This window comes from Pseudomonas sp. S2_B07 (assembly GCF_054668435.1).
The window spans coordinates 5,206,290-5,222,089 of the sequence record NZ_CP162769.1; the positions used below are offsets into that span (position 1 = coordinate 5,206,290).

A 15,800-nucleotide genomic window follows, 5' to 3' on the forward strand; every position below is an offset into this window, starting at 1 on the left:
TAGCGTGCCATGCAGTCCACCATCAAACTGCTCGCTCAACCCACCAAATATATGTTCTTCACTGGCAAGGGCGGGGTTGGCAAAACGTCGGTTTCCACAGCGGTATCAATCGCCTTGGCTGATGCAGGCAAGAAGGTGCTGCTGGTCAGCACAGACGCGGCCTCGAACCTTGATGAGATGCTCGGTGTCGAGCTGAGCAATCAGCCTGTAGCGGTACCGAATGTGCCTGGAATGTTCGTGCTCAACATCGACCCCGGGACCGCTGCCATCGACTACCGGGCCCGGGTGGTCGAGCAAATGGGCTCCCAGGCCAGCGATCAAGATATTGCTCTGGTGCGTGAGCAACTCTCGGGAGCGTGCACGACCGAAATCGCAACGTTCGATGAGTTCTCCCACCTCCTGTCACAGGGCGGCGCGGCCTATGATCATGTGGTGTTCGATACCGCACCCACGGGGCACACGCTCAGGCTGTTGAGCCTGCCCAAAGCGTGGAGCGGATTTTTGGAAGGCAATGATCGTGGTGCGTCATGCCTGGGGCCGCACTCGGGGTTGAAAATGCAGGAGCAACTTTTCAATCAGGCGTTGGCGGCGCTCAACAATCCAGCCCTGACCACCGTCGTGCTAGTGGCTCGCCCTGACAAAGGCGCACTGGGCGAGGCCGCGCGTTCCTCCGACGAGCTCCGCGAGTTGGGTCTGGAAAACCAGCGTTTAGTGGTGAACGCTGTGTTCAAACGCAGCGACTTGAATGACCCGATCGCAGCCGCCATCGAAGCGATCGGCCAGCAGGCGCTCGACGAGATGCCCACGTCGCTGCGCCAGCTTTCAGCCGACTACATTTCGCTCAAGGCTGTAGATTCCGTTGGCTTGCCCGCGCTCCGCGGTCTGCTTTCCCCGGAACTTGCCAGGCCAACAACGGCTGCAACACAAACGCGCTCACCCCTGGAGCATCACACCCTCTCGGAACTGGTTGCCGAGCTTGCGAATGACGAACGCGGGTTGATCATGGTCATGGGCAAAGGGGGAGTAGGCAAAACCACCATTGCCGCCGCCATCGCCCTGGGTCTGGTGCAGCACGGCAAGTCAGTGCACCTGAGCACCACGGACCCTGCGGCGCATCTGGCGGCGACCCTCAACGCCGATGTGCAAGGGCTCGACGTTGGCCGCATCGACCCCAAGGTCGAGACCCAAAAATACGTGGACAAGATCGTGGCCTCCCGCGCGCCGACCCTGACGGACGATGAAAAAGCCTTGCTCATCGAGGATCTACGATCCCCCTGCACCGAAGAGGTCGCGGTCTTCCACGCGTTCTCCCGCGTGGTTGCTCAAGCCAGAACGTCGTTCGTGGTGCTCGATACCGCCCCCACGGGTCACTCACTGCTATTGATGGATGCCACAGGCGCCTATCACCGCCAGATGGTTCGGGAATTCAACGGCGCCTCGGACCACATCGTCACGCCTTTGATGCGCCTGCAAGATGCGCACTACACCAAAATCATCCTGGTGACGCTGCCCGAAGCCACACCGGTGTCTCAGGCGGCGGCACTGCAGGATGACTTGCGCAGGGCCAAAATCGAACCGTTTGCCTGGGTGGTCAATAAGTCTCTATTGGCGACAGACACCGATGACCCGCTGCTGCGAGCGCGCCTGGACAGTGAGCGCAAGCAGATGGTGCGGGTTGCAGGCCAAACCAGCCACGATGTCATCGTGGTGCCCTGGACGGCGGAGCCACCTGTTGGGGTCGCAGCGCTCAAGCGCCTGCTGGATTGACGCGTCAGCATCGGCTTAACGCCCTTCCCACATCGGAGAAAGACCGTGCTAAAAACCGCCATCGCCTCAATCGTTCTCTCGGCTCTTGCTGCGAACCTTTACGCTCAGACCACGAACCATTCGAACGATGACGCACAACGGCAAGCCGAGGTTGCAGGTCGCGGCAAGGATGTCATGCCGTTCAGTCTCGCAGCGACGACCCATGTCTTCACCAAGACCGCTGAAGGCGGCATTCAGCAAGTGGTCGCCAAACAGCCTGCGGATGCTGCCCAAGTGCAATGGATTCGCCAGCACCTTCAAGACATCCGCGAGCGGTTTCTCAAGGGTGACTTCTCAGGCCCGGCGCACATCCATGGCCAAGACATGCCTGGCCTGGCGGACCTGAAAGCGGCCAAGCCTGGGCAAATGGCGATCACCTACAAAGACATCGAAGGCGGAGCCGAATTGGCCTTCAAGACCTCGGATCCAGCCTTGGTAGCGGCGCTTCACCAGTGGTTTGATGCCCAGCTTTCCGACCATGGCAAGGACGCGATGGAAGGCGACGCACATCATAGCGAGATGATGAACAAGTGAACGAGGGAGCATGGGTGGCCATCGGCTTAGGCTGGGTAACAACGTTTTAGAGCCTTTTCAAACGGAGCTCGGATGCGGGCCTGTTTGAGCGAACGGAGTTGGTGTTCGGTGTAAAGCGAGCTGTCGCCCAGATTCGAGGGTGTGACCAACGCTACGAGACCAACCAGCGCTGCTGCGACGGTGCCTGCGGCGAATGCTGAGCCGGCCAAGGCGAGAGAGCCCAGACCGACGGGAATCGCTGTGCCACTGATCTTTTTCAGTGGCACAGCACCTGATTCGTCCGCTTCGCGAGCAGCTAGCAGAATCAGGTTCGGATGGTGACGTCATGCCCATCACCGGAGGGTTGTCACATTGGGTTTCATTGCTTGGAGCAAGTCCCCATAAAGTACTCTAAACCCTCTGGGAAACTGATGCCCAGAAGTCTTGATAGTGCCATTACCTGATCTTCGTTTAAAAGTAGCTCTCCTGGTTCCACTTCATTAAGTGGCTTCGATTCAATCAAATGCGCAACTTTCTCATTGAGTTCATTTCCTTCGATATCCAGCTCAAACTGCAAGGAGTCGTCCTGCTTGTCATCCGGATAAAAGCCAGTTATTAAAAGGTAGCGCATGCTGTATTCCTTAATTTCTTGAAGTTTTTCTGCCTGGTTTCGCAGGTTTTGTTTGCTCGCCTGTGATGTGGTTGAATTCGCCTAAATGGACCCCGAGTTTGTCGTATTTTTCCACAGCATTACTTTTGTAGTCCCATTCATAAATTCGCCCCTTACTGTCAACCCAACGAGCGCGTTTCCTTCCTCCCCCTTGAACAGATGACTTCGACTTTACGCGGGCAGTATCTGGGAATGCGGGAAGCGTTTTCGGGTGGTCATAATACGAATGATCACCGGATTGACTGAGAACAATGTAAACCGGCCTAATCCCTGAATCAGCCGGAAACACCAGAATGAAATCCTTGTACTCCGGCGGATACACCGGGTTCACAATAATGCTGGCCGCCGCCGGCGTCGGCGGATACACCCAAATATGCGGCGCCTGGGGTGCCGCCTCCAGCGCAGGAATCCCGAGGATGTCCGAGCCATCCACGGCTGGCGTCCAGATCAGCTCAACACCCTCCCCGAGATCCGCCACCTGCTGGCTGCCGCGCAGTGTGAACTGCACGACATCGACCATTTCCCAATCACGGTTCTTGCCGGTGTAAAAGCCATAGCCCTTGAGGCTGCCATCAGCCTGTTGCTCGACCTGCAAACGAACGCGGGTTCTGGCCTGTTTCAAGGCACGCAGTTGATCTTCGGTATAGAGCGCGCTATCACCCAGGCTTGGCGTCCAGAACAACGCGACGACACCGGCCAATGTGGCGGCAGTGGCAGCCTCAAGTGCCAATAAAGGTACAGCGAGAGCGGGGGCTCTAAGTGCCAGTCGACCGATGCCGAGTGAGACGGTACTGCCACTGATGGTTTCGAGATTCAGCAGCCCGGCATCGTCTACATCACGAGCGCCGAGCCAGGCAATTTCGCCGTAATTCTTGAGACTGTCGGTCGGCACAACACCCGAAGGATTCGAGTATTCGATGATGGCGTCCGGCAGGTTGCAGGACTTAGCGAAGACACATCCCGCTTGTGCCGGCCTTTGCTTTTCCGCTATGACCTGACGGCTGCGTTCGAAGGCGTCTTGCCTGCCCAGCATGGCCTCGTAGGCTTTTTGCCTTGCGTCCCGCTCGGCCAATTCGGTGGCCGTCATGTAACGGTAGGTGACGTGATGCCCATCACCGGAGGGCGGATTCTTAATCCGCGGAATGTCCTTGTTGCCAGCCACTGATCATCCTTTCGTTCATCCATCGGCAGCCCCCGGAAAGGGGCTGGGCGACGTTAACGAACGTGGCTGATCGTGGCTGATCGTGGCTGTAGGACGCGTCCTTGATGACTCTAGGCGTTTTCTTTTTTTATTGGGGGGCAGCAGCGCAATCCTTATGGCTCGCCGTCTTCATGCACATGTTCCGATGAAGTTTTGCAGGCTCGATCACTCATACTTCAACCGCTCCACACCCCACTGTGGCGAGGAGCTTGCCCCCGCTGAGCTGCGACGCAGCCCTTTGCATTTTGATCAAAAAAATCCGCTGCCTGAAAACTCAAACAGCGGATCTACGAACAATCAAAATCCGCGCACCAACCGTGAAACCCTGCGCCACCAAGACTCCTTGCGATGGAACGGATCATCCGCCAGCAAGCAGGGCATATCCCGCAACCGAATCCACGGCTCATCCTGCCAGTGGAGCATGCTGAGCGACATCTGCGGCCAACTCAGTACACTCAGCGTCGGACGCTCGACTGAACGCAACGGACGGGCATCACGCAACGCAGGCACAACCTGATGCGTCAGCCACTCACGAAGCTGGCGATACTCGGGGCAGTAGTGATAGACCAAAAGCGCGTACACACCGGACTCACTCACCATCAAGTGTTCTCCGGCCGTGTCATAGGTCTGCACGCACATCATCTGTCGTTGATCAGCGTCGAGTTTGCGCAGCATGCGCTCATCAAGATATTTGCCCATCAACCGGCCTAGCTCATGAGCACAGAACCACGCCTGGTTCTCTACCAGAATCGCATGCAAGTGCGATTTATGGCGGGTGAACAGAGTCGGTATAAGTGGTTCAGACATGGCGTGCCTCCTGAAACGGAAGCACTCGATTGGACGTATTGATACGGCGATTCACCTTCGTCATGAAGGTCAGGTTGTCAGGCATTTCCTTTACCTCTGGCTGCTTTCTTAGGGCATTCGTTATGGGTGTCGGGAGCTAAGAAACCCACCAGAGACGGGCCGGACATATTCCCCTTTCGGGTCTTGTATTCGCCCACTCCCGACATAACGGGGATTTTCTCGCAGGCGTAGAGAAACCGCAGACGAAAAAAAGCCGCATGACTGTCGGGTGCGGAGGACCGCTCTGGTTGAGGCGTTTCTTAGGCGCCGAAGTAAGAGCCTAGAGGGTCAATATCAGGTGGTCAACCCTTCAAAATCATTCATCATTTTTCCGTCGAGAAGGTGTAGGGCTAATCACTCAAGCCGAATGTTTTCTGGATTTCATTGCGTAGGAGTTCTCTGTTTTTGGTGTGGCATTCCCAAATGATTACTACATGCCATCCTTCCGCGAGTAGCGCGTGCTGAACATTAAGGTCCCGCTCGGCGTTCTTCGCCAGTTTTGGCAGCCAGAAATCGAGCCTGCTCTTGGGTGTGTATGCAAACTTGCAGTCTGGATGTCGATGCCAAAAGCAGCCGTGGACGAACATGCACAACCGGTGTTTTGGGAAAACCAAGTCAGGTTTGCCCGGCAGATCCTTCCTATGCAAACGGTAGCGAAGCCCCAACTCATGACACACCGATCTCACGAGCATTTCAGGCTTTGTGTTTTTGCCCTTGATCATCGACATAATCTTGGAGCGGTGTTCTGGGGAAACTATGTCTGCACTCAACGCATGCGTCCTGGCTTGTCAATCAACTCGACTTTTTTCGATTCAGCCTCACTCGATTTTAGCTTTTTCTCTGCTGAAATTCGCTCGCACCACTATCCATCGCGAACCGGATCACTGTGCAGTTTGCCCTTGGTGATGTTCTCGTGCACTAGCCACGGCGCCAGGTTGGAAGCAGAAATACGCTGGTCGCTGAAAGCGGTATAGGACTGTAAACAGTGGCATATCTCGTGGCCTGCTTATCCGTGGTTTGGCTCAGAAAAGAAGTCATTTGCTTTTGAATTAGGTAGTAAAACTTATTGATAGTGCAACTCGATTATTCCGTTCGCTGGAGGTGAGAAATCAGCCAACCTGACTTTTGTCCAAGTGTCCGCTCGCTTGGCCACTTCTGAAATTTGTTGACCAGGGGCAATCCTATTGAACTCGGCGTTCACGACCACGGCCCAGTCCCAAAGCAGTTCGCGCAGACTGCCGGAAATCCCTTGCCTCATCCAGATCTGATCGAAGTCAAGTCTGTCTCCAAGTCTATCCGCCACTACGGACACGACATAGGTGGCGATGTTCACCCATCCTTGGCGGAAGACCTCCTTCGCCTCCTTCGTCTTGATCATGCTCTCGATCGCCTTGAAGAGAATAACCTTGGCAATCATTGCACGATACCAAGGTGCGTCGAGTGGGTTGGGAACTACTCCCGGAACCTTGTCTAGCTCTTCCATGAACAACACGAAATTCTTCTCGCCACCCCTTGCCACTACATCCGGCTTGCCGCGCCACGCTTCGTGATACTTTGCGATGTCGTTCTTGGTCAGCTTGCGCTTCGGCGGAACCATCTCCTGCAGCTTTCGACGCTTTGCGGGGGTGTTGCCGTCTCTCAGCAGCATGACATTGTAGGCACCTGCGGCTCGCTCGTAGAACCACCGCGTGGCACCATCAGGGCACCAAGTCTCGTTTGCTAGCTTCTCAAGCTGAACATGGAACGGCCGGTTCGCGGACAAGTCGGACATCTTCACAGCGTTCTGGCTGTTCGCATAGCGCGAGACGTTGCAGATCAGTCGCTCGCGCGCTTCATCTTGCGATCCCTTGAGGATGATAATTTTTGCCGGGACCATGACGTGGCTCAGATCGATGGACCTATCATCGCGCGATGCGAAGTAGATGGACGAAGTGGTCTGTCCACCATTGACGATCTGGAGTCCTTTCAGGAAAGAGAGCCCCAGATTGCCGTCATCGGCGCGCTCGAATGCCGCTTCGTCACAGACAAGGACGAGGCCGTTGTTGAAGGCAAGAAAGTGCTCCGGCTCCTTACGAAGCGTTTCGACAATACCTTTGTTCACTGCCTTCTTGTTGCCAAGGAAAGTTCGCACGTTGGCTTCCAGCAACCGAGATCCGAAGCGTAAGTAAAGGTCACGAATGAGCTGACCCGGAATTGCAGTCAGCGCATACTCGTAGTCGGCATCCGGATCAGGGACATGGACGCAGGGAAGTGGTCGCCCGATTGACTGGACGAAGCTTAGAGCCAGTTCGTCCCGAGGTTTTCCATCGGTATGACGGAACAGTCTTTCCATGTCCATGGACTCGACGGCCACCATCTTGTCATGGACCTCCTTGTTGGAAAATCGCTTAGTCTTTGTCTTGCCGTCGGTTATTACGAACACCCGAAGTCGGTCAATGTCACTCCAGCGAGATCGAATGGTCGCGACTAGGTCCCGGACCGAATGGGTTGGATCAATTTTTGCGTCGAGATTTCCGCTCGCCGCGCGAAACAGAAAGCGAACTCCTTCACTTGCGGTGGCTGTTGCATCCGAGTCTGCAAGATCTTGAAGTTGCTCAGTTCCAAAGTAATGGCTGACAAACAGGTCGAGGGCAGTTTCGTCAGCGCTGAGGGCATAGCCAGTGATACGCAGCTTCGCGTTGCCGACCTTTCCGTTCCAGTGGCAGACCACGGACTCTTCGCAAATCCCTGTCTCAGCAAGATGCTCCATGACCATTTCAGCAAATACGAGCTCCTCCGAAGGGAATGGCCCTTCACCTGCCTGAACTCGCTCTGCAATAGTCGTATGCAGGTCGGAGCGGAAGTTGCGGTGAAATTCTTCGAGGCTCATTTCAATCCAGTCCAAATTCGTTAATCAGCTCCGAGAGTCCGATGGTGGGGACTTCGAGGGCGTCAAGGTCGAGCACATAGGCCGCCGAGCGGATGGCCGCTGGCAGCGCGGCACGAGTGAGGCGGGGCATGTCACCTTCCGCGTGGATCGCTCTCGCGTCCTTCAATGTCAGCGTGCGGCCATAGAGCGCTGCATGCTCGTCGAGGTATCCCATCACCATGAGTAACGCCTCGAATCCGCGTTGCACTCCGGCCAGTTCAAACTTTTCGCGGAGTTCGGACACAAGACCGGCGAGCGATGCCCCATCAGTATTTTCCTCAAAGCGAAAGGCGCAGAGGAAGATGGGGGCCCTGTCACCATCCAGCTGCTCGATGCTGTTAATCCGAGCAAGGAAACTGCCGGTTCGAACAGTGCTCTTTACCTCTATCGCGCCACCCCGAACATGAAAGTCCTGCGCCGCCCGCAAAGGTCCCTGCCAGCAGTCGAGAGCCCCCGCTCCGAGGGGAGTGTCCGTTAGCAGTTTGAGCAACCACAGTTCGCCGAACAGGCCAATCTGCGCATCAGACGAAAGTGGGCGGTGCGTTCGAGCCATAAATGCCTGCCACTCCCTGACCCGTTCAAGGAAGGCGTCCATCACGTCGCGGCTTGCGTTTTCGGCTGCAGCCTCCAGCGTTCTCAAGATATCAACAACCATGATGGCGAAGATATCCGGTGACCCTTCAGGCCTCCTCACAAGAGCAATGGCCGTCTTTCCGGCGAACACAAGCTGACCTTCTATGTTGGATACGTCGAACCCCTTGCCTTCGGGCAGACGTGCCGGATTGACCGACCATGATCCGGGAAAGGAGACGATCAGTGCTTCACGACCTAAGGGAAAGTGACATCCCGCCTCGACCGAGAGAGCGCCAATTCCCGTGAGGTGGACGAATCGCCAGTCTTCCCCTGCTTCCTGGCGTGCGAGCGCTCGCCACGCACGTGCGAGCCCCTCTTCAGTCCACCCACTCATTGAGACCTCCCCACAGTACGCTGTTGGCGATATACCTTGAATTGGAAACCCTTCTCTCGGAAGTGCTTGACGGAAAACTGATTGACCAAGCGACGACTGGATCGGCATCCTTCAGCTCATCGACGCCAGCACCCTCTGGATCCAGTAAATAGAGCATCAGCAGGCCGCGTTCCCGGCGAGGCGGGATGCCTGCTTCGGCGACGCCTTCTCCGAGAACCCGACGGATCTGGGGTCCTCTTGGTTCTGACGGAGGCTCCTTGCCTTCGTTGCGATCAGTGTCGTTGCGCCACGCTTTCTGGCTGAGCTCCAGCGCAGCCTTCCATTCCGCCTCCGTCAGATCAATGGCCTGATCTCGAGGCGATATCAGGGTCTTAATCGAGTATCGATCCTCATGTTCGGTCGTTCGCTTCCGCTGCAGCATGTTGACCGAACAACCACCTACCGTGCGGTCTTTGTCGTCGGGACCGCTGTCCTTTCCGATCAGCGCGACCGTCCAGCTCGTGAGCTCACGCCCTTTGTTCATCTCCTCGATGAAGTCGGCGATCAACGGACTCATAATTCGGAAGCTAGCCGGGTGCGTTCTATAGTTCCGAAGGAACGAAATTATGCTTAGAGCTGGCACATCTCGCCAAAGGTGACCGTTCCAATTCTGGCCATTCGGTATGAAGAGCTGGTCGTTCAGGTCCTTTGAGGGGCCGAGTTCGGCGATGAAACGACTAGTAGCCTTGAAGTTCGCAGTGATGTCGTCCTTGCGATTGGGAAACACGATGGTCTGCAGCAGATCGCCGGAGTAGGTCAACTGCATCGCGCGAGCGTTCCTCATCTTGGCCCGCGACGTCACCGTGAGCACAGAGTGCGATTTCACGCGCAACCCGAATTGTTTGGGCGTAGCTCCCGCCGCAAACATGTTGTCAAACTCTTGGCGCAATTCTTCGGCGGCATCCGCAATGTGGCCGAACCACTCCACCATTTCCTGCGACGTGTAGAGGCGGCAGACATCGAGGTAACCGTCGCGGTAGCCAAACCAGCGCCCCATCTGCATTAGCGTGTCGTACATGCGTGCAGTTCGCAGGAAGTAGCTCGTGCAGAGACCTTCGAGCGTTAGACCTCGGGCAAGTTTGTCACCGCCGATGGCAATCACCTTGAGGCCGGTGATATCGTTTTCAGCATAATCGAGTGCGTCCTTGGCACTGCCGTTGATCTCGCGTACGCGTATGTCGGACAGCACATTGGGGAGGACGGCACGAATGTCCGCCCACGAGAAGTCCTCCAACGCTTCGCCTTCGACGAGCGCCGAGCGGATCCCCTGCATGCCTGGTAGGAAAGTCTCTTCATATTCCTTGCGCATGAAGGCCTCGAGCTCCGCAAGCTCGATACCGCGGGTATAGCGACCCTTCAGATCCCGCACGTACGTCGCAACTTGGTTAACGACGGCATTCTGTACCGAAGTGAAGCGGGTAACGTGGATGAGCATTGAGGAATGCTTGCTGCCCTGTCCGCGCAGCTTCCTCACGGAACAGGCATAGACAAAGGAACGGATCGCTTCTGCGAGTGAATCTGGCACACAGTCCTCCCCCTGCCACCGTGGTCGGTATCCGTTCTTGTGCCGTGGCGGCATCCAAGTCTGGAACTCGTTGTCCGACAGGGGGCGCACCATGGGTAGGTCTTCAGGAGTGCTGGAAGCCGATCCGAAGACACGGCCAGGCCCGACGTAGTTCGATGGTGCCGCAAGACTGGTGATGAAGGCTGCTGGGAATAGATCTGGTCCGTGCTCCTGTGTCTCGCCGCGGTCATGAATGAAGATGTTTGCGAAGGGCGTCGCCGTATAGCCGACATAAGCCTTCCTCGAGAAGTGGTGGAGGATCGAGCGGATCAACCTGTTGATGGTCTTGGGTTTATGTTCGAGATCCGGGGCGCCGAACTCATCCACGATGTCTTCGCCCGTGTCGACCGATCCATGATCGGACTCGTCGTCGATCACTAGGAGAGGCAGGTTGGTGACGAGCTTGCGCCCGGTTTCAGGGTCAACGTGGTTGGCGACACGGTTGCGGATCCAGTGCAGCAGGAGCTCGAGTACTGTCTTGTTCTTTTTGACCACGAACAGCCATGGCCGCTGTTCCGGGCTGATGTTCATCCTCGACGCAGCAACCGTGTTGAAGTCGCCATTGTCGTTTCGATTGGTTGCAGCGTTGGGACGGACAGACAAGTCCTTATCGATCAATCCCACGCCGACCGCAGGGAGCTCATCAGCGTCAGCGATGGTGGCAAAACCCAAGAACCCCTCGTCGAGGCGGATCTGTGTCTGGGCTCTCAGATTGTTGTGCAGGCCGGCCAGCACGATAATGATCTTGTAACCTGCGTCGGCGGCCTTGCAGATCAATCCGGTGTAGTTGCCGGTCTTTCCCGACTGAACGTGACCAACGACCATCCCGCGACGATCCCATGCGCCTTCCCGGGTCGGGTCCTCGAGTTGCGACAGAACTTCATCCGTAGCAAGGTCGAGGGCATCGAGGGCCGTCCAAGGGATGCGTGCTTCCATGTACTCGGAGTAACGCTGCCAGTAGGTCCAGTTCTTCTTCCTTTCCGCCTCGAGCCAAACGACATGGTCCTCACCGCTCGAAAGAGTAGCGTTCTTACCCACCGTACGGCTGGATCGGCGGATCAGTTCATCGACGAGCGCGTTGCGATCGACGAGGGCAAAGTCGTCCTCCATCATGATCGCTAGCTTGGTCAGCTCCTTTTCGATCATCTCCGGAGTGACAGGGCTCTGAGCGCGCTCTTCGGCGAGGCGGAGCATGTTCTGCGCCATGGATAGGATTGAATCGAAAGCTTTCAGGTTCGAATTCGTCATTGCGTATCTTTCACTCCAAGGGCTGCAACCAGTTCGAGGTGCCGGTCGAATGGGGGCGTGCGACCGAGCCGTTCGCGCGCCTCGGCCGGGCTGAGTCCGCGAAACTTCACCAGCGCTTCGAATATTGAGGACAACGTTTCCATCACTTCATTGTTAGGTGCTCCGGCGAAACCTGTTCTCGGCGTTTCCTTGTCTTCCGCCGTATCAAGCCAGATGCGTTGAACGGGAACAGTCTCCTCGATGAGCCTTAGTAGAGCGATGATATCGGGCTTAAGCGCACCGGCGCGATTCAGGATCGACGCTACCAGGTCATGGTCGCGCGCGATTCGGTAGGATGTCCCTTGTGCCGAGCGGCGTACCTGCCATGCCTCTGCTACGGCGTTCGAGCGCGGGCCTGACACCTGCGCAATGTGCCCCCTGTGGGCAAAAACCCGCCTCGCTGTGTCGCGTGTTTCCGATGCCAGACGGTTAAGTTGAGATCGCAGTCGTACCGGCGGGCTGGCCGCCGACTTCAGGACATTGATCTTCCAATCGGCGTCCGCGCTGTTCGGTATGTCGAGGCGGATGCGGGCAAGTCTGTGGGCTTCATCGCGTGGCCATGGCTTGCCTCCATCGCCGAGGCCAAGCCAGCCCCCGGCGAGAAGGAGACGCTTGTTGCGGTAGACGTAGAAGCCCTCCTGCTGCGTCCATCCTCCGGGCCCGGCTGCGGCTTCCTGTTCGGTGGGCTTGAGCATGTCGCGATGAGGAAGGACGTGGCATTGAACCGTCACACCCATGGTGTGGAGGATGCGATACTCAGGGCTTTCGAGCGCCTTACCGGGATGTCCCATCAGGTATGGGTCCCACGGCTTTACCCCTCTGCCGTTCAGAAGGAGGCGAAGCGTTGGCTGATTGCCGTCGAGGAGACGATGAAAGGTCATCGCAAGATGTGCTTCAACGCGATCCGCGAGCTCGATCATGTCTGTGGCGCCGAATCCATCGGTCACGATGCGGTCGAGCTTCTCCCAGAGGACAACTGTGCCGTGTTCCATCTGTTCGAGTGGCGCAAACAGCTGCTCCGATCCCGAAGCGGGCCCTTCGAAGATCGGCCATTCGAGGCCCGACTCCTGACCGATGAGATCTAGGTCCCAGCGCAGGCACACGACAGGTCCACCGTTCTGCCGACTGGCGACGGTCAGTCGCCGTGCCTGGGAGAAACTCGCGGTCTTCAGACCCAGCCCGAAGCGACCGAGGTCACTAGCAGCGCGTTCAGCCCTCGGATCGCGCGCACCGAACCGCATACCGGCCTCAAGACTAGCATCGTCCATACCGTCGCCATTATCAACGATCCTTACCCAGCTCTCCGGACCGGCCCATTCGAGATGAACGGCGACCTCGCTCGACTTCGCCGCGATGGAATTGTCGATGAGATCGGCAAGTGCAGTAGGTAGCGAGTAGCCGAGCCCGCGAAGTGACTCGAGCATCGAACCAGCATATGGAGGTGCATTTCTAACTCCCACGCTATTCAATTCCCATTAGTTTTTTCAAGCGGGCCTTGCGTGCCGGAAGTGATAGACGTTGAAGCGCCTTAGTTTCGATCTGTCGAATGCGTTCGCGTGTCAAATCGTAGTACTTGCCAATTTCTTCGAGGGTCATCTCTTCGTCGCATCCTATTCCGAAGCGCATTTTAATCACCGCCGCTTCACGCGAATCCAACTCAGCCAATGCATCCACTACAATCCTCACAGTTTCTGCATTGTCGAAGATATCTTCATGCTCTTGGGCGGGTAAGAGCTCATCCCAATCCTCGATGCTTTCGGGATATTCAGCATTACGGGGTATTCTGCGAAACTCTCGCACTTGATCAGTTGTCCACCCTAGCTCAGTGGCAAGTTCATTGTCCGAAACAGCGCCGTCAGAGCGAATGTCGAGCTTGTCTAGTGCGCGATCAAGCATTGTCAAGTTGTAATACCGATGCGCAGGTACGCGGACCGATGCACTTTCATCTGCACGCCATCTCGTTAGCGCCTGTTGCATCCAGAAGGTGCAATAGATAACGAACCTATCCCCACGCGCTGAGTCAAAACGCCTCGTCGATCGCTGCAATCCCGTGTATACCACTTGGAAAACATCTTCCGGGTCTTCGCCTTCCTCCACGTTCCTTGCCGCAAAACGCCTAGCAAAGGGAAGATGCTCACGGATAAGACGCGCAGTGGCAGCCTCATAGACCGAAATCAGTTTGCCCAGCTGAATGGAGTGTTCGATGCTCCCCATATTTTGCTCTAGGGAGCGGACCAAATCCTTGTGAAACGCCAGAGAGATATCGAGCGCATTGAGCGCATCAAGCGCTTCTCTTCGCTGCTTACCTTCCATCCTGCGACCATTGGCCTGCCAAGACTTAAGGGCTTCCACGGCAGCCATGACTTCGGCCGTCTCGGTGTGGTTCAAACGCGAGGGAGTGATGATCCTCAGCGAGACAGAGTCGGGAGCTCGGTACCCGTTGCGGATGCTGTCGAAGACATCGAAGATCGTTCCGATGGCGGCTTCGGAAGCGAGAATCCCTAGCTGAAACTCCTGCTTTGCCCTCGCTATTGGCCCCAGCAGCTGCTGTTCGTAAGACTTGTCCATGCTGAATTTTTGCGTCCCTGGCAGCCTCGTTTCACGCGTAAGGGCTGCCTCAATCGCTTCAGCTAGCTCGTCGGCCAATATGTCTGAAATGTCCGATCTGGCGTCCCATCGCACAACATCATGCTCGTCAGAATGATCGAAAAGATCGAAGCCGGCAGATTCCAAGTTGCGCTGGAGATTAATGCGTAGCTCTTCGAAATCACCATTGCCCTCACAATGGGCGACCAGCCGGTCGACATCATCGAAAGAGCACCATCCCTTCATCAGAGTTTCCTTCGCCCAGGTGATGCATATCTCCGGATTAATCGACAGCCGCGTGCCGGTCTGGAGGACTGCGCGTTTAACCGATTTTCGGCCGCGGTTACGGACCTTCAGGAAGTCATTCTCTGCGCCGTGATCGGCTGCTACAGCGTTAGTGCTGATACCATCACCGGCGATCTGTGCAGTTGACAGGTCGAGATCCCAATCCACCTCCTTGTCATCCCAAACCACAGGTTCCGAACTGACGATCGCAACGAATGACCCCGAAGCCGATTCGCTATTGGATCGGGCGAAGAACTCTTGTGGTTCTATCGCGGACTCGAAATTGAGCAGGTCATCTAATTCGCTATTAGTGTTCTCCAGCATCGCTTCTTGATGCACCGTGCTTAGGCAAACTTCGGGCATGGCTACCTCATCCTGAGTGGCCACTACCGCCGTTTCATCCTCCGCTTTATAGGTGGTCTGAAATGCTTCTGTTATTGTCGCATCGCCCGGAGTCGACTCACTTGGCAGTGAGAAGCCGTCATCAGATACGCTCTCATTCACTCGGCCGAAAGCGTCTAGTGCCTGTCTTAGTAGAGCAATGCATTCAGGACATCCACCCTTATCCGCGTAGGCTATGACTCCCCGACCCTTGGAGTCGAGCAGCTCTGGGTTTGCTCCAGCAACCAAAAGCAACCGCACAATGCCCTTCTTTCTTCGTGCGGAAGCAAGCATCAGGGGGGTGGCACCTCCACTGTCCCGGGCATCTAGATCGTCACCCCGCGCAACATGAAGTTTTACAGCGATCTCTACGCCAGCAATCACCGCCATACGAAGCAAAGGGTTTAGTTTTACCACGGTGCTACCCACATGCCCCATGCGTCCGCATCATGAGAAGCTTCCGCAACAATGACTTGAGAAATGAGCTTGCTGCATATGTTTGTTTTCAGGGGCGATTCCTTGTCCATGTTCCCGCTCTCTAAGGCGTGCAAATCATGACCACCCTCAAGGCTGACATAAAGATGTCCCTATCGGCACGGTGAGCAATGGGGCGTGAAACCTACCAGAAATCACTTACATGGATATGTAACGAAGAACTTTGCAGTGAAGCTACTCTGTTCACAATATCCACTTGTCATAGACACGTAAAGTAAAGGAACGGCGCCGCTGCAGGAGCCGACAGCAATA

11 protein-coding genes and 1 pseudogene are annotated in these 15,800 nt (G+C 56.3%); 2 read left to right on the plus strand and 10 right to left on the minus strand.

Translation table 11 applies throughout. The annotated features are described in order from the left end of the window. Nucleotides 1-9: 9 nt before the first annotated feature. A complete protein-coding gene (gene arsA, locus AB4N43_RS24025; RefSeq protein ID WP_460152013.1) occupies nucleotides 10-1,767 on the plus strand; it encodes an arsenical pump-driving ATPase in 1,758 nt (585 codons plus the stop codon). A gap of 174 nt (nucleotides 1,768-1,941) precedes the next feature. Then, complete coding sequence (locus tag AB4N43_RS24030) at nucleotides 1,942-2,340, plus strand: aspartate carbamoyltransferase (RefSeq protein ID WP_228758892.1); 399 nt, start codon at nucleotides 1,942-1,944, stop codon at nucleotides 2,338-2,340. A 68-nt stretch (nucleotides 2,341-2,408) separates the two neighbouring features. Here AB4N43_RS24030 and AB4N43_RS24035 read toward each other — a convergent pair. The 10 genes and pseudogenes from AB4N43_RS24035 to AB4N43_RS24080 form a co-directional block, all read right to left on the minus strand. Next, a pseudogene (locus AB4N43_RS24035) lies at nucleotides 2,409-2,648 on the minus strand (toxin); the annotation flags it as partial. A 50-nt stretch (nucleotides 2,649-2,698) separates the two neighbouring features. Next, nucleotides 2,699-2,950 (minus strand): pyocin S6 family toxin immunity protein, encoded by a 252-nt coding sequence (locus tag AB4N43_RS24040; protein ID WP_059182295.1) that lies wholly within the window; start codon nucleotides 2,948-2,950, stop codon nucleotides 2,699-2,701. Nucleotides 2,951-2,960: 10 nt separating this feature from the next. After that, nucleotides 2,961-4,151, minus strand: coding sequence for an S-type pyocin domain-containing protein (locus AB4N43_RS24045; RefSeq protein ID WP_460152014.1), 1,191 nt, complete (start codon nucleotides 4,149-4,151; stop codon nucleotides 2,961-2,963). A 336-nt stretch (nucleotides 4,152-4,487) separates the two neighbouring features. After that, entirely contained in the window at nucleotides 4,488-4,997 is a 510-nt protein-coding gene (locus AB4N43_RS24050) for a BRO-N domain-containing protein (protein WP_460152015.1), read from the minus strand. Nucleotides 4,998-5,386: 389 nt separating this feature from the next. Beyond that, nucleotides 5,387-5,764 carry a very short patch repair endonuclease gene (locus AB4N43_RS24055; protein WP_460154227.1) on the minus strand — a complete coding sequence of 126 codons (378 nt, stop codon included), beginning with the start codon at nucleotides 5,762-5,764 and terminating at the stop codon, nucleotides 5,387-5,389. A 335-nt stretch (nucleotides 5,765-6,099) separates the two neighbouring features. Further along, entirely contained in the window at nucleotides 6,100-7,905 is a 1,806-nt protein-coding gene (locus AB4N43_RS24060; RefSeq protein ID WP_460152016.1) for an AIPR family protein, read from the minus strand. Nucleotide 7,906: 1 nt separating this feature from the next. Further along, nucleotides 7,907-8,911, minus strand: a complete 1,005-nt coding sequence (locus AB4N43_RS24065) for a PD-(D/E)XK motif protein (RefSeq protein ID WP_460152017.1) — start codon at nucleotides 8,909-8,911, stop codon at nucleotides 7,907-7,909. Beyond that, nucleotides 8,895-11,762 (minus strand): Z1 domain-containing protein, encoded by a 2,868-nt coding sequence (locus tag AB4N43_RS24070; RefSeq protein WP_460152018.1) that lies wholly within the window; start codon nucleotides 11,760-11,762, stop codon nucleotides 8,895-8,897. Before AB4N43_RS24070 ends, AB4N43_RS24065 begins: the two co-directional genes overlap by 17 nt. Then, nucleotides 11,759-13,225 carry an ATP-binding protein gene (locus AB4N43_RS24075; protein WP_460152019.1) on the minus strand — a complete coding sequence of 489 codons (1,467 nt, stop codon included), beginning with the start codon at nucleotides 13,223-13,225 and terminating at the stop codon, nucleotides 11,759-11,761. Before AB4N43_RS24075 ends, AB4N43_RS24070 begins: the two co-directional genes overlap by 4 nt. 37 nt (nucleotides 13,226-13,262) lie before the next feature. Continuing rightward, entirely contained in the window at nucleotides 13,263-15,470 is a 2,208-nt protein-coding gene (locus AB4N43_RS24080) for a sigma-70 family RNA polymerase sigma factor (protein ID WP_460152020.1), read from the minus strand. Nucleotides 15,471-15,800 lie beyond the last annotated feature (330 nt).